The organism is uncultured Mucilaginibacter sp. (genome assembly GCF_913773635.1).
Lineage (GTDB): Bacteria > Bacteroidota > Bacteroidia > Sphingobacteriales > Sphingobacteriaceae > Mucilaginibacter.
Map to the genome: position 1 here is coordinate 347,461 of NZ_CAJYGQ010000013.1, position 17,369 is coordinate 364,829.

Here is a 17,369-nt window from a genome sequence, read left to right on the forward strand (position 1 = left end):
TAGTATTATTGTGGCAATATGGTAACAGTCTACTCTGTTTTAGTGCTCATACTGGCCTACTTGTTTGGCTCTATCCCCACTGCGGTATGGATTGGCCAGGCATTTTACGGAATAGATGTACGTGAGTATGGCAGCGGCAACGCCGGTGCCACCAATACCTTCAGGGTTTTGGGCAAGCAAGCCGGCATACCGGTTATGCTAATTGATATTTTAAAAGGTTGGACGGCTACCAACCTGGCCTATTTATTAGGCACAAGCACCATTGGTCATCATAATTCGGTTGCATTTATCAATTACCAGCTGGCGTTAGGAATTGCCGCTGTAATGGGCCATTTGTTCCCGGTTTTTGCAGGTTTTAGAGGTGGTAAAGGTGTTGCCACACTTTTTGGAATGGTTTTGGCTATTAACCTTCACGCTGCCTTGTTATGTGTGTTGGTTTTTATTGTGGTATTACTTGTATCCAAATATGTATCGCTTAGCTCAATTATAGCAGGCTTTACCTACTTGGCAGGAGTAACGGTTATATTTCCGGTGTATATAAAATCGGTCGTAATTTACAGCATGTGTATATGCGTACTGATTTTGGTTACACACCAAAAAAACATTGAGCGGTTGTTGAAGGGCAAGGAGTCTAAAGTAAATCTTTTTAAAAGTAAAGTAGCTTAAAATCAACTATACCTATGAAAATGTCAAAACCGATCCTGGCCCTGTTTGCGGCCGTACTGTTCTACTCCTGTTCTACTGTACCGTTAACCGGTCGTAAGCAATTTTTAGCCGTAAGCGATAGCGAAATTAACCAGTCTGCAGCGGCAAGTTATCAGCAATTGCTATCTGACCCTAAAACCAAAGTTATTAATGGCTCAACTGATGCACAGCGTGTTAAACGCGTAGGCAACCAGCTTGCTGCCGCCATACAGCAGTATTTAAGCCAAAACGGCTACGGCGATCAATACAACTTCAAATGGGAATTTAACCTTATTGATAGTAAAGAGGTGAATGCCTGGTGTATGCCTGGTGGTAAAGTTGCCGTATATAGCGGCATATTGCCTATTACTCAAGACGATGCTGGCTTAGCAACTGTTATGGGCCATGAAATTGGTCATGCTATTGCCAAGCACTCAGCTGAACGCATTTCACAAGAATACGTAGCTCAGGGCTTAGGTGCAGCAGTAGGTGTTGCATCAAACACATCAAACTCAGCAGGATTAAAAATTGTTAACGCACTATACGGTACCGGCAAAGATTTAGCACTTTTACATTATAGCCGCTCGCAGGAAACCGAGGCCGACCGCTTAGGTTTAACCTTTATGGCAATGGCCGGTTATAATCCTAATGCTGCCGTTAGCTTTTGGCAACGCATGGCCGCTAAAGCCGGAGGCAACGCGCCACCTGAGTTTTTGAGCACTCACCCTTCTGACGCTACCCGTATACGCGAAATCCAAAACCGTATACCCGAAGCAATGAAGTATTATAAAGGAAAATAATCCAGTTTTATAAAAAAAAATCCCGCCCTTAGAGCGGGATTTTTTTGTTTAATTAAATTTCTACTTGCTACGAGATGATAAGTTTTTTGGACGAAACATCACACTTCCTCTGATAGCGATATTGCCTGATTAAGTTGCACATAATTCAAACCACCAACATTGCTTTATACAATAATTTAACTTTCCCTTAATGAAAATACAGTATATAAAGTTGGTAACATCCTATAGTTAAGCCGTTCTGTCGTCAGGTATATTTGGTCATATAAACCAATAATTACCAATATTTTATGAAAACAGCTAAACAAATGCTATCAATGATAGCCGTGTTTTTTATTGCCCTTTTCGCGGGACAAGCAACCGGAAAATCATTTACTTTAACTACGCAAAAGCTAGGCATTCCCTACTCGTTAAGCTACATTGCCCAACACTCAAACCATGGTGTTAATGTAAATTACGACAACGTAATTTTTCATGAAACGGCATCAGAAGGCGGCCTCTACCGCACGTTTGACTGGCATGTAACCTTCGAGCAAAATGGCGCTGTAATTGCCGAATTCTCGACCAATGACTCATCTACCAACTGGATTACTTACTCTAACACCGACGAAAAATGGAATGGCAGCACTGCTTATGTCCCGTCAGGTACCTATACGGTTAGAATTAGCGATATAAGCGGCGTTGGTAACTTTTATGAAATGTATGCCGGCGGCGTTTATGCAGGCCGCGATATTAACACCACCCGTGAGGATGGCGTTATGGAAGGTGTAGTTGTTGAATCATCAGGTTACATTGATGTTGGTGTTAACCGGGTTAGATAATCGTAACAATACAGTTCCATCTGAACGTTTTTCTAATAGATTGCTGGTACACAATCAAAACAAATCCTGCTTTTGCGGGATTTGTTTTTTATACAGCATTCATAAACGAGGTAGTTTTTGTTATGATGCTACTTACTGGTAATACATGGCTAAAATAAAATTTCTTGAAGCTGAATGGCGTAACCTGCTTATGCTAAACTACGAGGTAGCCCCTGAGGTATTAGAGCCGTACCTACCTGCCTATACTCAGCTTGATTTATGGGAAGGAAAGGCATTGGTAAGCATGGTAGGTTTCATGTTTATGAACACGCGCGTACTAGGCATTAAATGGCCGGGGCATGTAAACTTTGAAGAAGTGAACCTGCGGTTTTACGTACGCTATTATGATGGCAGAGAATGGAAACGGGGCGCTGTATTTATAAGTGAAATAGTACCCAAACGCATCATCCCTCTTGTTGCCAACAATCTTTACAATGAGCATTATAAAGCCATGCCTATGCGGCACTCCATTATACCAGGAGCGGATGGCCGTACAGAATACCTTTACGAATGGAAATTAAACGGGCGTTGGAACAAATTAGGTGCTATGGTTGATAATAGCTTTTTGCCTATTGAACCCGGTAGTGCAGAAGAATTTATATTTGAACACTATTGGGGGTATAACTTAATTAATCAACAAACTACTTTAGAGTATGCTGTTGAGCATATACCATGGGAGGTGGCACCTGTAAGCAATGCAGTGTTTGATGCAGACGTAGCCGCCCTTTACGGCAAACAGTTTGAGCTATTTCTTTCTAAAGAGCCGCAATCGTCGTTTTTTGCAAAAGGATCTGACGTTGCAGTGAGGGTTGCACAACGAATTAAAGGTGCGCCAAAATAATGTGCAAGTGCTAATTAGTACGAAAGATTAAAATTAGTGATGACCTACAAGCGTTGCCAGCTTTTCTTTTGATACATCTAGCAGGGAAGCTATATCAGCCCGACTTGAGTTATTGGCAAGCACATGTTCAAAATCGGCAATGGCTGCTTTAAGTGCGTTTGATACCTGGTTTTTATCAAAGGATGAAAGGTGCATTTTATATACCGCATAATCACGATAGGCTAAGCCCCTGCTTTGATAATAAACATCGTCAGATTTTATAAGGATGGCCTTACCTAAATCGGCAATAGCACCTAAAAGCATTTTTTCGCGCTCGGCAGAGGTAATTTGAACATCTTTTGCCAGGTTGCTCTTTGCTTTCGAACGGAAATAATAAGCGTCTTTGTTAGTTTTATCAATGGCAATAACCTTTGAATAAGCAGTTATTGACTTGCGGTAGTTTTCGCTGTGGAAATATGAGTAACCCAGCATCCAAAGTGCATTGGTACTGCTTGAGTCAACAATGCAAGCCTTTTCCAGCTGGCGTATGGCGGTTTTGAAGTCCTTATCCATCATGGCCTGGTAGCCTAATTTGAGATAGGCATTCTGGGCCGAACTTTCAAAAGAAACAATCAGTAAAGACAATATGACGGACAGTCTCATCATTTATTTACGCCGTTAAATTTGATTTAACAATACAATAACTTGTAACTAAGTCTTTTATTGTGCTTATTTTCTTATCCTGAAAAATATTTTTCGTGCCAACACATTTTGTGCGGCTCATGACGTTTTTACACTCACGCCGTTGGCAATTATAATAATTCATTACTAATTTCCAATATAAAATGTTTTACTATGGTTATCTGCATTAAGCATGGCAGTTTACAGGCAATTGGCATATGTATTGACAAGTAACACCGTTATGGCTTGAAATTGTATTTTTGCCAAGTTATAAGCATATGGTCAGTGTATTGCTGACAATATGACGTTTTTACTACCATTATCATTAAGAAAGGGTATTTGATGAGTTTTGATCCGTTTGATTTTAAAAGTGCACTACCAATTATAAACGAAGATTCTGAGTTCTTTCCACTCATGTCATCAGAAGATGAGGAGGAAATGAATAATCAGCAAGTACCTGATGTTCTGTCTATACTTCCGCTACGCAATACGGTGTTATTCCCGGGCGTGGTTATTCCTATAACAGTAGGTCGTGATAAATCTATAAAGCTAATACGCGATGCCAATAAAGGTGATAGGCTTATTGGTGTAGTTGCCCAGCGCGATGTAAACGTTGAAGATCCTGAATTTCATCAATTACACGGCGTTGGTACAACTGCAATAATTGTTAAAATGCTGCAAATGCCCGACGGTAATACAACCGTAATATTGCAGGGTAAAAAGCGGTTTGTATTGAAAGAAGAGCTGCAAAGTTCACCCTACATTAAGGCAGCTGTAGAAGCTTTTAAAGAGGCCGATTTTAAAGACGATAAAGAATTTAAGGCTATGGTATCATCTGTAAAAGATATGGCCATGAGCATTATTCAACTATCGCCAAACATACCTAGCGAAGCCGGCATTGCTATTAAGAATATTGAAAGCACATCGTTTTTAATAAACTTTATTGCCAGCAACATGAACGCCGATATGGAGGCTAAACAACGTTTGCTGGAAACCCCTGCCCTGCGTGACCGTGCACGCATTGTGCTTGAGCATTTGACAACCGACCTGCAGATGCTGGAGCTTAAAAATCAGATACAAACCAAAGTGCGTACTGATTTGGATAAGCAGCAGCGCGATTACTTTTTAAATCAACAGCTTAAAACTATACAGGAAGAGTTAGGCGGCAACACGCCCGATTTAGAAATTGAGAACCTGCGCAACCGCTCATTTAAAAAGAAATGGAGCAAGGAAGTAAGTGATCATTTTAATAAGGAATTAGAAAAGCTGCAACGCATTAACCCGGCTGCAGCAGATTACTCGGTACAAATTAATTACCTTGAGTTATTACTTGACCTGCCCTGGAACGAGTTTACTAAAGATAACTTTGACTTAAAACGCGCGCAAAAGGTTTTAGATAAAGACCACTTTGGCTTGGATAAAGTTAAACGCCGCATAATTGAGTATTTGGCAGTGCTTAAACTTAAGCACGACATGAAAGCTCCTATCCTTTGCCTGGTTGGACCTCCGGGGGTTGGTAAAACTTCATTAGGGAAGTCAATTGCAAAAGCGTTAGGCCGTAAATATGTACGCATGGCGTTGGGCGGCGTGCGTGATGAAGCCGAAATTCGCGGTCACCGCAAAACGTACATTGGCGCCATGCCGGGCCGTATTATACAATCGGTAAAAAAAGCCGGTGCTGCAAACCCTGTTTTTATCCTGGATGAAATTGACAAGGTGGGCAACGACTTCAGGGGTGATCCATCATCAGCTTTGCTGGAGGTGTTAGACCCGGAACAAAACAGCAGCTTTTATGACCATTATGTTGAGCTTGACTTTGACCTGAGCAACGTAATGTTTATAGCCACTGCTAACTCACTAAGCACCATACAACCAGCCCTGCTAGATCGTATGGAGATAATAGAGGTAAACGGTTACACTATTGAAGAGAAAATCGAAATAGCCAAACAACACCTGCTGCCTAAACAGCGTGATGCCCACGGCGTGAAAACCAAAGATGTTGCTATTAAGAACGACGTAATGGAGAAGGTGATTGAAGATTACACCCGCGAATCGGGCGTGCGTGGTTTGGAGAAGCAGGTTGGCTCAATTGTACGCGGCGTAGCCAAAAGCATTGCCCTTGAGGAGGAGTACAATGCCACTGTAACCAAAAAGGACGTTGAACGTTACCTAGGCCCTCCTGTATTTGATAAAGACCTGTATGAAGGCAACGATGTAGCTGGCGTAGTTACGGGCTTAGCATGGACACAGGTTGGCGGTGATATACTTTTTATTGAAGCCAGCTTGAGCCCGGGAAAAGGACGCTTAACCTTAACCGGCAGCCTGGGTGATGTAATGAAAGAATCGGCCACTATTGCACTTGCCTATTTACGTGCGCATGCATCTTATTTTGACATCAATCCAAAGTTGTTTGATCAATGGGATGTGCACATTCACGTTCCGGCCGGCGCAACGCCTAAAGATGGCCCGTCGGCTGGTATAACGATGCTTACGGCCTTAACTTCGGCCTTTACACAGCGCAAAGTAAAACCTAACCTGGCCATGACCGGGGAGATTACACTGCGCGGCCGTGTATTGCCTGTTGGTGGTATCAAGGAGAAAATATTGGCTGCCAAACGCGCCAACATCAAAGAAATTATTCTTTGCCGCAATAACGAAAAAGATATTTTGGAGATCAAAGAAAACTACATAAAGGATCTTAAATTTCATTATGTAAAGGAGATGCGTGAGGTAATCAAATTGGCATTACTTGATGATTTGGTTGATGAGCCTATTGACCTTACTATTAAAGAAGAAGAGAAAACTGCACTTAATTACGCTGGTTAACAGCATCAATTCATATTAGTAACAAAAGCCGGATAGTTTGTCCGGCTTTTGTTATTTTTAAACACTTAATTGGCCTCAATGAACTTTAAACAGTTAGCTTTTAGCTTTTTATTAGGCGCTTGTGCGCTATCATCTTCTGCGCAAATACGAACGCAGGAATTTGGTTTCCAGTCAGACAATGATTCCTTTTTGGCGCAAGGCTCAGACAGGTACTACACCAACGGCTTATTTATTTACTACCGCCGTGGTATGGAAATTAAAACTAATGGCAAGCTGGTAAATAAAGTGTTGGGTATTGAGGTTGGCCAAAAAATATTCAACCCCATATCGGGCAGTATAAATGATGCAAGCAACAGGCCCCAACCAAGTTATATTGACAGGCCCTTTGCCGGATACTTATATGCAGGGGCAACACTTAATTTACTATACCGCAATGAAAGCAATTTTAAATTAGGTGCGCAGGTAGGAGTGGTTGGTCCGGCGGCAAAGGGCAAACAGGCGCAACAGATAATTCATGATACATTTGGCTTTTATGAACTAAGCGGTTGGGAATATCAGATAAGGAACACGCCTGTAATCAATTTGTCGCTTGATTATAACCGACTTTTGGTGCGTAATGAATGGGCTGATTTAACGGCCTCTGCTTACGCTAATGCAGGTACAGCGTTCAACAACGCAGGCATTGGCCCTATGGTAAGGCTGGGCAACTTTAATCAGCTATTTAATTCATACAGCACGCAAAGTACATCAACCCGTAACGCCATTGCACCGCTGCATAAGCGCGAGTTATTCTTTTACTATAAACCTATGCTAAATGTAGTAGTGTACGATGCTACTGTGCAAGGCGCATTAATTAATAAAAAAGATGATGGTGGTAGTATGGAAATCACCAGCGAGCCAAAGCCTTTGATGCTAAGTCATCAAATTGGTGTAGGTTTTTCGGGCAAGCGCGTAAACCTTGGTTTCGAAGTTGCTGTACACAGCCGCGATGTAAAAACGCAGCGTTACAGTACACATCAATGGGGTTCACTTAACGTGGCGTATAGATTTGGTAAGTAGTTGGTAACGGAAAAAGATGCATCTGCATTGTGTGCGGGCAAATTCAATTACAATTTTGTATTTTTGTCTAACAATCAACCACTTGTCACATACTAAAATGAAAATATCCAACTTCACTCTTGTTACGCTCACAGCACTAATTGTTGTTTTATGTACAGCATCATGCAAAAAAGGTGAGCAAGCCAATGATAAAACGATAAGTAAAAAAGAGTTTGCCTTGCAAATAGGTAAAAGCCTTTATCAAAGTTTCAATCAAACCGGCACTAAAGCCGTTGCATCAAGAAAAGGAACACTATCTTATACTGAGCGTTCTGTGCAACCTGCCTGCGGCTCATCAACCGACTCGGTTATTAACAGCTACATTTCATCAAACGGCTTAACCCAAACCGTAAAAGGCTTTTTGAGGCTTACTTACCTTTGTACGGGCGGCAATAACGTTTTAAACGGATACGCACTCAGAGACAGCATCCACACCATAAAAGAAACCGCTGCTGCACGCGAAGAAATGACCGTTAAAGAAGATTATGTTGCCTTAGGAAGCTTTGGAGCTGTTACCATCAACGGAAAGCAAAATTCGCATGTGAAGTATGACAGCAAAACCGGCGAAGCAAAGAATATTGACCAATATAACGAGTTTATCTTGCAGGATCTTTTCTTTGCACCGACAGGCTTTCAATCTGCACGCATTCCGTATAAAGCTAAAGGCACTTACAACGGCAATAGTTTTGATTTTGAAGGATATATTCAGTTTTATTTCGATGTTAAATTTTTGGTATCAGTAGGCGGCGAAACTTATTGGGTAAACCCTGCCGACTGGAGCATTACCGAGAAGATATAGCTAAATTAAAGTAGCAAAAGAGGCTCATCTGCACAGATGAGCCTCTTTTTTTATTAGCCTTTACGTATTTATCTATGCAATACTACTCCATCCCACTTCTTCTCAATTGCTTTTTTACAGCCTGCATACGTTTAGCTTCCAACCTTTTTGCCTTGGCCTGCTTACTTACTTTTGTAGGTTTACGCACTTTTGGTATATGAAGTGCATCCTTTATAATTGCAATCATCTTATCTAAAGCCCGCTCCTTATTCATTAATTGGCTGCGTTCTTCTTCGCTTATAATTTGTAGCTCGCCGTTTTTATTCAGCCGGTTTTGAAGTTTAGTAAACAAGCGTTCCTTCTCTTCGGGAGTAAATAACACCGAGTTTGTAATATCAAATAACAACTCAACTTTGGTTGAAACCTTGTTAACATTTTGCCCTCCCTTACCACCGCTTCGCGATGCTTTGTAGGTTATCTCCTTTTGTAAATCAGGCTTAGAAATATTCATCGTTCAAAATTAATGTATTGATGTACATCAGCTACAACTAATAAAATGTTAATTGGGTTCTACAGCGCACTTACAAAACACGCCAATCTTATTCCTTGTCGTACCATTAATATGCTACAAGACTGTAACGCGCCCGTTTCTTTTTCACAGTTAACTTAGTTGGGTTTTTTGTACCTTTACCGCTGTAATGAGCAAGAACATTGTGGTGGCTATTGACGGTTACTCGTCGTGCGGAAAAAGCACATTAGCCAAAGCCTTAGCCAAAAAACTTCACTTTATTTATGTAGACAGCGGCGCTATGTACAGGGCTGTTACCCTTTACTTTTTACGCAATAACGTTGACATTAACAATACCGATGAAGTTGCTGAAGCTTTAAAGAACATACACCTCAATTTTCATTCGCGCGATTATCAAACCCACATTACGCTCAACGACGAGGAAGTATCTGACGAAATTCGTTTGATGCCTGTATCAACGATGGTTAGTCCTGTTTCGGCCATACGCGAGGTACGTAAAGAGATGGTTGCCCAACAACAACGAATGGGCAAATCAAAAAATATTGTGATGGATGGCAGGGATATTGGCACTACCGTGTTCCCTAATGCACAAGTAAAGTTATTTATGACTGCCGACCCCAAAGTGCGAGCCGAACGCCGTTACAAAGAACTGCAATCAACCAATCCGGATGTTACGCTGGAGGAGATATTTGAAAACATTGCACACCGCGACTATTCAGATACTACACGAAAAGAAAGCCCTTTAATGCGGGCCGCAGATGCTATAATTCTTGATAATACCAACATTACGCCCGAAGAGCAGTTAGCCTTTGCATTAGCTAAGGTTGAACCTTTTCTTAAAAAGTAGCATTTTCGGTGTCAGGTGTGAACCTTACAGCCTCAACTCCAAAGCGGTTTAAAAAATCAACCCCCTCATCGCTGGGTAAGCCTTTATACAGCGCATACGAATGCTGGTAATACACTTTGGTTATACCGGCCGAGTAAATAAGCCTTGCACATGGCAAACATGGCGATAGCGTGGTATACATGGTAGCACCATCTAACTTAGCTCCATTTTTCACCGCATAAAGTATCGTATTTTCTTCGGCGTGCAAAGCTAGTGAGCAACTTCCGCGGGCATCACGCGGGCAACCGCTTTCCGGCCACTCTTCATCGCAATTATGTGTACCCGCCGGGGGGCCGTTATATCCTACTGAAATAATGCGCGTGTCTTTAGTTAGCACCGCCCCTACCTGTGCCTTTACACAATGTGAACGCCTGGCCAGATCACCGGCCAGGTTCATAAATATTTGATTGAAAGAAAGTTTATTCATTATTTATTAATGGCCGCCTGCCGCCTCCACATGATCAAGGTCGATGCCTTGTTTCCTCAACTCGCCACTTACTTTCCAGGCAAAAAATGCAAGGTAAGCAAAACCTAAAACAGGTATTACGTATGATAAGTGAATACCGCTGGTATCAGCCAGTATACCTTGTACCGGCGGAATAATTGATCCACCTAAAATCATCATAATTAAAAACGCCGAGCCCTGGCTGGTGTACTTACCTAAGCCGGTTACTGATAAGGCAAAAATTGAAGGCCACATTATTGAACAGCAAAGGCCGCCGCTTATGAAAGCAAAGGTAGCCACAATACCTGTAGTAAATAAGCCAATAAGCATAAAAACAACGCCTAACAAGCCAAACACCGTAAGCGTGCGTGCAGGCTTTTGGTTACCTATAAAGAATGCTGCGATCATTACAGCTATGCAGATGGCATAAGGATATAAATGACTTATGTTGGCACCTGTAAGGTAGTTTACCAGCAAAATTATACCAAAGGCTACAAATGGCATCAACACAGTTAATATGTAATTGGTTGATTGCTTTAATTTGAAAGCTCCTACGGCACCAGCCCAGCGTCCAATCATCAAACTACCCCAGTATAAAGAGATAAACGGGGCTATGGCCGACTCGTTATAGCCGCCAAACTCAGGCAGTACTAGTAGTGCGCCAAGGTTACTTTGAATGGTTACTTCGGTACCTACATATGTGAAGATAGCCAGCATACCATAAATTAACTGCGGATACTGCATGGCACCCCATCCGCTACTGTCTTTACGTGCGGCTAAAAGAGCTCTTATAAGTGCCGTTAAAATGATGATTAAAGAAAGGTATACAAAATATGCCTGCGATAAGTGAGTAGCGTTGCTGAGTGGTCCGGCGGCTAAGATTAAACAGAAGGCAACAAATATAACCAGTAAAGGCTTGTTAGCTTTCGTGCTTTGTTCCATTTCCTCATCACTGGTAACTTTGGGTAAATCTGACTTCCAAAAGAAGATAGCAACGGCTACAAACAAACCTGCTAAAATGTAGTACAGGTTGTTAACGGCTGATATTTCAACTGTTCCACCGCCCGAGTTTGATGCTGTACCAAAAAGCATTACACCTACAATTATAGGTCCCATTAAACCACCGAAGTTGTTTACTGCACCAGCAAAGTTAAGCCTGTGCGCACCTGTTTCGGGCTCGCCCAATGCAATTACAAAGGGGTTAGCTGCAGTTTGCTGTAACGAAAAGCCAATGGCAATCACAAAAAACGCCGCAAGGATAAATCCAAACTGGCCCGATCCAATAGCCGGAACCATGCCCAGTGCACCAACAGCCGATATAATAAGACCGTAAATAATGCCGTTTTTATAACCTATTTTATTGAGTATATCAACCTTACTGGCTTGTGATGCAAAGTATAAAATAAGCGAGCCAATAAAATAACCACCGTAAAAAGTAAAATCTATAAGCTGCGATTCAAATTGCGATAAGTTAAAGTGTGCTTTACAAAAAGGAATAAAAATACCATTTGAAGCGGCCAAAAAGCCCCAGAAAAAGAATACGGTTATAAGCGTATAGAGAGCTGAGCCATAATTTTTGTTGGTTTTGTATTCCATGTTAAGCAGTGGTTAATCGGGATTTAATTTTGCTAACATAATATAATTTTTTGAAAATTTTAGCCATTACATTTACAACTTGGCAACAACATTATTACCTTTTTTTGTTTAACATATAAGTTGCATATTCGCCGCGGGTAAATTAATCCTGTATAATGATTGAAGCTATTATTTCGGGAATAGGTATTGGACTGGTACTCACCTTTATAACAGGTCCGGTATTTTTTGCCCTTATAAAAACAAGTATTGAGAAGGGCTTTCAAGCCGGTGCAGCATTAGCATTAGGTGTTGTTAGCAGCGATGTAGTGTTTGTAGGAGCTATCATCTTCGGCTCACAGTTTTTTGAGGTACCTGCTTCGGCCAAAGTGTGGTTGGGTGTTATAGGCAGCGTAATTCTTTTAATAATAGGCACTCATTACCTTACCAAAAAGCCTGAAATTGATTATGACTCGCACACCCCTGCCAAGGTAAACAGGGCAGGATATTTTTTCAAGGGTTTCTTAATGTGCATATTCAATCCAACGCTGTTATTTCATTGGATTACAGTAATTGGTACAGCAAGCACCATGTTTCATGCAGGTGTGCATAACAGGCAACTTAAAATAGGTGTAATGTTTTTAACCATACTATGCATTCAGTTTGGTATGGATACGCTCAAGGCCTTTTACGCCAACAAGCTGCGTGATAAGATATCATTCAAATTAGTTCACCAACTTAATTATGTGGCCGGGGCGGCGCTTATTATAGCAGCATTTGTAATTTTTGATAAGCTGGTTACCCATTACCTGTTTTCCCCTATCGGCGATTAAACGAGACTTTATAAAGTGTAAAATCCGGTACAATGCAGATGATATACTCACCACAATGCACCGGCTTTATCCATAACTCAATTAAATCATCATACCGCCCGACGCTTCAATACGCTGGCCATTAACCCATCTTGCATCTTCGGTACATAAAAATGCTACAACGCCTCCTATGTCCTCCGCCACGCCCGGGCGCCCTAAGGCCGTCACACTGCTTATCATTTTCTGACGCTCGGGATCGCTTCGCAAACGGCCGCCGCCAAAATCAGTCATGATGGCACCTGGTGCCACTACGTTAGCTTTTATACCACGCTCACCAAGTTCTTTAGCCAGGTAGCGTGTAAATACTTCAATACTGCCCTTCATGGCCGCATAGGCCGATGAGCCCGGCATACTTACCCTGGTAAGACCTGATGATATATTTATAATGCCACCACCATCATTAAAAACGGGCAGCAGTTTTTGCGTTAAAAAGTAAACTCCTTTAAAGTGAATGTTTAACAAGTCATCAAATGTTTCTTCGGTCATTTGCTCAAAAGGCACATACGCGCCTACACCGGCATTATTAACCAGGTAGTCAATTTTTTCTGCACTAAAAGCTGTGTCTAAAAGTTCCTTTACTTTATTTATAAAGGAAGTAAAGCTGCTTATATCTCCCACATTGAATTGCAAAGCTGCTGCCTTCTGCCCTTTTTCTTTTATTTGGCTTACCACCTCTTCAGCGTCCTCTGCTTTGCTGTTGTAGGTTATAATTACATCCAAACCTTTTTCGGCTATGCGCAAGGCCATGTCTTTACCCAAGCCACGGCTACCACCGGTTACTAAAGCTATTTTGTTTTTTGTTTCCATAGTGCTTGTTGTTTTAACAGGTGTATAACAACGCAATTACTTTTTGGTATTAACAAATACGTTTTGTGACAAAAAGTAAACTCTAGTTATTTCCTGAACTCCTTTATACTAACAAAAAAGCCCCGGTATTACTACCGGGGCTGTATGATAATAAGCTAATACTTAAATGCGATAATTACATGTAAGCACGCTGATTTTTACCTTCCATCCAGTTGGCAAAAGCACGGTTTACCACCTTATTTCCACCTGGAGTTGGATAATCTCCAGAGAAATACCAATCGCCCAAATGATCAGGGCATGCAGTGTGTAGGTTATCTAATGTTTGATAAATCACCTGTACCTCTGCCTGTATTTCTTTAGGCGTTATAATTTTCGCTATACGGTCAGATATCTGCTGATCAGTGAACGGCTCATAAATGGCTTTAACGTAATTAGGCACATCCTCTTTCGGTAACTCGGCTGATGCCTTAGCTTTTTGGTATGCCTCCAGCAAAATATCTTCCTGTCCGGTTTCTTTAAGCAAGCTTACGGCAGCCTCAAACGCCACAAACTCACCCATACGAGACATATCAATTCCATAACAGTCTGGATAACGTATTTGCGGAGCCGAAGAAACTACAATTATTTTTTTAGGCCCCAGACGGTCCAAAATTTTAAGAATACTTTGCTTTAAAGTTGTACCACGTACAATAGAGTCATCAAGTACAACCAATGTATCGGCACCTTTGTTAATAAGACCGTAAGTGGTATCATAAACGTGGGCAACCATCTCGCTGCGGTCAGCATCCTGAGTTATAAATGTGCGGAGCTTAACGTCTTTGATAGCAATTTTCTCAACACGGGGAGCAAGGCTCAATACTTCGCTCAATTCTTCATCGCTTATCTTATCCTCGCGGTTAAGGAGGCGGTCGCGCTGGTATTGTTTAACGTATTTATTCACCCCTTCAACCATGCCATAAAAAGCAATTTCGGCAGTGTTAGGAATGTAGGAGAATACAGTGTTTTTCACATCGTTGCCTACTGCTTCCAAAATTTGAGGACACAGTAAACGGCCTAAATGTTTACGTTCACGATATATAGAGGCATCGCTGCCGCGAGAGAAGTAAATACGCTCAAACGAACACGATTTTTTTTCTTTTGGCTCGCTGAACTGCTCTTCGTTTACGCTTCCATCCTTTTTAACAATAAGCGCATGACCAGGCTTAATCTCCTGAATTTTATCTAAAGGAATATTAAATGCTGTTTGAATTGCCGGACGCTCAGAAGTGGCTACAACAATCTCATCATCGTAATAGTAAAACGCCGGGCGTATACCTGATGGATCGCGCATAATGAAAGCATCACCATGACCTAAAATACCCGCGATTGTATAACCGCCATCCCAATTTTTGGCCGATTTACGGAGTATTTTTGCAACATCCATACTATCAGCAATCATTTTACTGATTTGGATATTGTCATCATTACCTTCGCGCTTAAACTGATCAAACAAACCCTGCACTTCGCTATCAAGAAAGTGCCCTATTTTTTCTAAAACAGTTACGGTATCTGCTTTTTCTTTTGGGTGCTGACCTAACTCGTACAATTGCTGTAGCAGCTCATCAACATTAGTCATGTTGAAGTTACCGGCAATAACCAAATTACGGGTCATCCAGTTGTTTTGACGAAGAAACGGGTGGCAGTTTTCGATGCTGTTTTTGCCGTGAGTACCGTAACGAAGGTGACCCAAAAGTACCTCGCCGGTAAAGCTGATGTTTTCTTTCAGCCATTCAGCATCCTTCATTTTTTCAGGATACTCTTTCTCAACATCAGCAAATTTCCTTTGGATGTATTCAAAAATATCGGCCACTGCATTACTGGCCATTGAACGGTGACGGCTTATATACCGTTTACCTGGTTCTACGTCCAGCTTAATGGTTGCAACACCCGCGCCATCCTGGCCACGGTTATGTTGTTTTTCCATTAGCAGGTATAGCTTGTTTAAGCCATAAAGTGCCGTACCATATTTTTGCTGATAGTATGAGAGGGGTTTTCTCAGGCGGATAAAAGCAACACCGCATTCATGCTTGATCTGATCGCTCATGATTTGAAATGAAGCCACGAAGGTAACACTTTTTCTGAGTTGTTTTGCCGCCAAATGTCATTTAAAAGCATTAAAAACAACGATACCGAAGTTTCATTAGCTACCGCTTAAACAATGGCAAAATGCTTACATGAGGTTTGACAGGAAGTGCGGAAATATGCCTAACAATAAAATTGCAACGCTGATGATCACAATCATTGAAAGCATATTTTTCGACACTGCCGGGTGTTCACCAACATCGGCATCTGCCTTTTTAAGGAACAGGTATAGCGGAATTTTAATATAGTAAAACAACGAAACCACAGTGGTAACTGCACCAGTTATGAGTAAAGCCAAAAGCCATGGATTTTGCGCATCCTGATATACCGCGTATACGGAAGAAAACACCAACAACTTACCACTGAAGCCTGCCGAAACTGGGATACCCGTAAGCGATATAAGCAGCATAACAAAACATACTGATGCAATGGGATATTTAAAGCCAAGGCCTTTCAAATCATCAAGGGTGTGTGCATTGTGAGCGTTTGCAAAGTAGCTAACCAGCGCAAGCACGCCCAAGTTAGCCAGCGCGTAAACGGCCAGATAAAAGTTTAAAGCATCAATACCCTGGCTGCTGAAAGTTACAATAGCCATAAGCGCAAAACCGCTATGCCCCACGCTTGAATACGCTATCATGCGTTTAATGTTCTGCTGCCATACGGCAGCAAAGTTACCGGCAACCAGCGTGATGATGCCAACTATAGATAGTACCAGCCTGAAATCAAACCCGCTATGCACAGACGTGGAAATAAAGGGAGTTAAAAATGTTATAAGCAACCCAAAACCGGCAACCTTAGGTAAGGTTGACAGGTATGCGGTTACAGGTGTGCTTGCTCCCTGGTAAACATCAGGCACCCAAAAATGAAGCGGAACTAATGACAATTTAAAGCCAATACCAGCCAGTATAAGCGCTATACTTAGCGTTACCATGCCGCTATCAGCCTGTTGTAATTGATCAAATAACCGGGCATCAAACAGATTAATGGTTCCGGCGAAACCATAAAATAAAGAGATGCCGTAAAGCATTACAGCCGAAGCTGTAAGGCCAAATAACACATACTTTAAGCCGGCTTCGGCGCTCAAACGATTACCGCCCCTGTATGCTACCAGCAGGTATGATGCCAGCGAAACCATCTCAACTGATATAAGCATGGTTAAAAGTGTGGCCGACATAACCATTAAATGCATACCCAATACTGAGCCTGTTATAATGGTATACATATCGCCAAGCCCTTTTGGATGCGCTTTTAAATCATCATCCCACGGTATATAAAGCAATAACAAAAATGCAACCGAATCAATAATCATGCGCAACACAATGTTATCATGATGCACTAAAAGATTTCCATTGAATAAAAGTTGCGTGCGGTTATCAAGAGTTAAATCAACTCCTAAGTCGGCAGCCATTACGAGCAGCATGCCGGCACAAGCCAGCATGCGCCCTACGGCTCCGAAACTTTTACGGTATATTAAATCGGCCATCATTACCAACAGGAACAATATACCCAAAGCTATTTCGGGCCTGAACAGTGTTAAGCTGTCAAGTGTATCATTTAAGCTGTTACTTATGTATGGCAAATACTGCTGCATTT

Annotated in this window: 16 protein-coding genes; 9 read left to right on the forward strand and 7 right to left on the reverse strand. The window is 41.7% G+C overall.

Annotation, left to right across the window (positions count from 1 at the left end; all coding sequences use genetic code 11):
• Positions 1 to 18: 18 nt before the first annotated feature.
• From plsY to QZ407_RS17105, 4 genes are all read left to right on the forward strand, one after another.
• Positions 19 to 666, forward strand: coding sequence for a glycerol-3-phosphate 1-O-acyltransferase PlsY (gene plsY, locus QZ407_RS17090; protein WP_157539617.1), 648 nt, complete (start codon positions 19 to 21; stop codon positions 664 to 666).
• Positions 667 to 680: 14 nt separating this feature from the next.
• Complete coding sequence (locus QZ407_RS17095) at positions 681 to 1,484, forward strand: M48 family metallopeptidase (protein WP_295773355.1); 804 nt, start codon at positions 681 to 683, stop codon at positions 1,482 to 1,484.
• Between the two features lie 287 nt (positions 1,485 to 1,771).
• The gene (locus QZ407_RS17100; RefSeq protein WP_295773357.1) at positions 1,772 to 2,302 is read left to right on the forward strand and encodes a hypothetical protein; all 531 of its coding nucleotides are present in this window, start codon (positions 1,772 to 1,774) and stop codon (positions 2,300 to 2,302) included.
• A 145-nt stretch (positions 2,303 to 2,447) separates the two neighbouring features.
• Complete coding sequence (locus QZ407_RS17105; protein ID WP_295773360.1) at positions 2,448 to 3,182, forward strand: DUF2071 domain-containing protein; 735 nt, start codon at positions 2,448 to 2,450, stop codon at positions 3,180 to 3,182.
• A gap of 33 nt (positions 3,183 to 3,215) precedes the next feature.
• Here the strand turns inward: QZ407_RS17105 and QZ407_RS17110 are convergent, their stop codons facing one another.
• Positions 3,216 to 3,827 (reverse strand): tetratricopeptide repeat protein, encoded by a 612-nt coding sequence (locus QZ407_RS17110; RefSeq protein WP_295773362.1) that lies wholly within the window; start codon positions 3,825 to 3,827, stop codon positions 3,216 to 3,218.
• Positions 3,828 to 4,184: 357 nt separating this feature from the next.
• Here QZ407_RS17110 and lon point away from each other — a divergent pair, with 357 nt between their 5' ends.
• The 3 genes from lon to QZ407_RS17125 all read left to right on the forward strand — a co-directional run bounded on the left by lon (position 4,185) and on the right by QZ407_RS17125 (position 8,565).
• A complete protein-coding gene (gene lon, locus QZ407_RS17115) occupies positions 4,185 to 6,668 on the forward strand; it encodes an endopeptidase La (protein WP_295773365.1) in 2,484 nt (827 codons plus the stop codon).
• Between the two features lie 78 nt (positions 6,669 to 6,746).
• Positions 6,747 to 7,727, forward strand: a complete 981-nt coding sequence (locus QZ407_RS17120) for a lipid A deacylase LpxR family protein (protein WP_295773367.1) — start codon at positions 6,747 to 6,749, stop codon at positions 7,725 to 7,727.
• Positions 7,728 to 7,824: 97 nt separating this feature from the next.
• Positions 7,825 to 8,565: a hypothetical protein gene (locus QZ407_RS17125; RefSeq protein WP_295773368.1), complete on the forward strand. Its 741-nt coding sequence runs from the start codon at positions 7,825 to 7,827 to the stop codon at positions 8,563 to 8,565.
• An 82-nt stretch (positions 8,566 to 8,647) separates the two neighbouring features.
• Here QZ407_RS17125 and arfB read toward each other — a convergent pair whose 3' ends face one another.
• A complete protein-coding gene (gene arfB / locus QZ407_RS17130) occupies positions 8,648 to 9,055 on the reverse strand; it encodes an alternative ribosome rescue aminoacyl-tRNA hydrolase ArfB (protein ID WP_295773371.1) in 408 nt (135 codons plus the stop codon).
• Between the two features lie 187 nt (positions 9,056 to 9,242).
• Between arfB and cmk the strand changes: the two genes are divergently transcribed.
• Positions 9,243 to 9,920, forward strand: a complete 678-nt coding sequence (cmk, locus tag QZ407_RS17135; RefSeq protein WP_157539626.1) for a (d)CMP kinase — start codon at positions 9,243 to 9,245, stop codon at positions 9,918 to 9,920.
• On the opposite strand, the gene QZ407_RS17140 is transcribed toward cmk, so the two are convergent.
• Both QZ407_RS17140 and QZ407_RS17145 read right to left on the reverse strand, forming a co-directional pair.
• Entirely contained in the window at positions 9,910 to 10,386 is a 477-nt protein-coding gene (locus QZ407_RS17140; protein ID WP_295773375.1) for a dCMP deaminase family protein, read from the reverse strand. The two genes, cmk and QZ407_RS17140, sit on opposite strands and share 11 nt — an antisense overlap.
• A 6-nt stretch (positions 10,387 to 10,392) precedes the next feature.
• A complete protein-coding gene (locus QZ407_RS17145; RefSeq protein ID WP_295773378.1) occupies positions 10,393 to 12,000 on the reverse strand; it encodes an MFS transporter in 1,608 nt (535 codons plus the stop codon).
• Positions 12,001 to 12,155: 155 nt separating this feature from the next.
• Here QZ407_RS17145 and QZ407_RS17150 point away from each other — a divergent pair, with 155 nt between their 5' ends.
• The gene (locus tag QZ407_RS17150; RefSeq protein ID WP_295773381.1) at positions 12,156 to 12,809 is read left to right on the forward strand and encodes a LysE family transporter; all 654 of its coding nucleotides are present in this window, start codon (positions 12,156 to 12,158) and stop codon (positions 12,807 to 12,809) included.
• Positions 12,810 to 12,890: 81 nt separating this feature from the next.
• Here the strand turns inward: QZ407_RS17150 and QZ407_RS17155 are convergent, their stop codons facing one another.
• From QZ407_RS17155 to QZ407_RS17165, 3 genes are all read right to left on the reverse strand, one after another.
• Positions 12,891 to 13,655: an SDR family oxidoreductase gene (locus tag QZ407_RS17155; RefSeq protein ID WP_295773383.1), complete on the reverse strand. Its 765-nt coding sequence runs from the start codon at positions 13,653 to 13,655 to the stop codon at positions 12,891 to 12,893.
• A gap of 175 nt (positions 13,656 to 13,830) precedes the next feature.
• Positions 13,831 to 15,738 carry a class II glutamine amidotransferase gene (locus tag QZ407_RS17160; protein ID WP_295773385.1) on the reverse strand — a complete coding sequence of 636 codons (1,908 nt, stop codon included), beginning with the start codon at positions 15,736 to 15,738 and terminating at the stop codon, positions 13,831 to 13,833.
• 126 nt (positions 15,739 to 15,864) lie between these two features.
• Positions 15,865 to 17,367 carry an NADH-quinone oxidoreductase subunit N gene (locus QZ407_RS17165; protein ID WP_295773387.1) on the reverse strand — a complete coding sequence of 501 codons (1,503 nt, stop codon included), beginning with the start codon at positions 17,365 to 17,367 and terminating at the stop codon, positions 15,865 to 15,867.
• Positions 17,368 to 17,369: the final 2 nt, after the last annotated feature.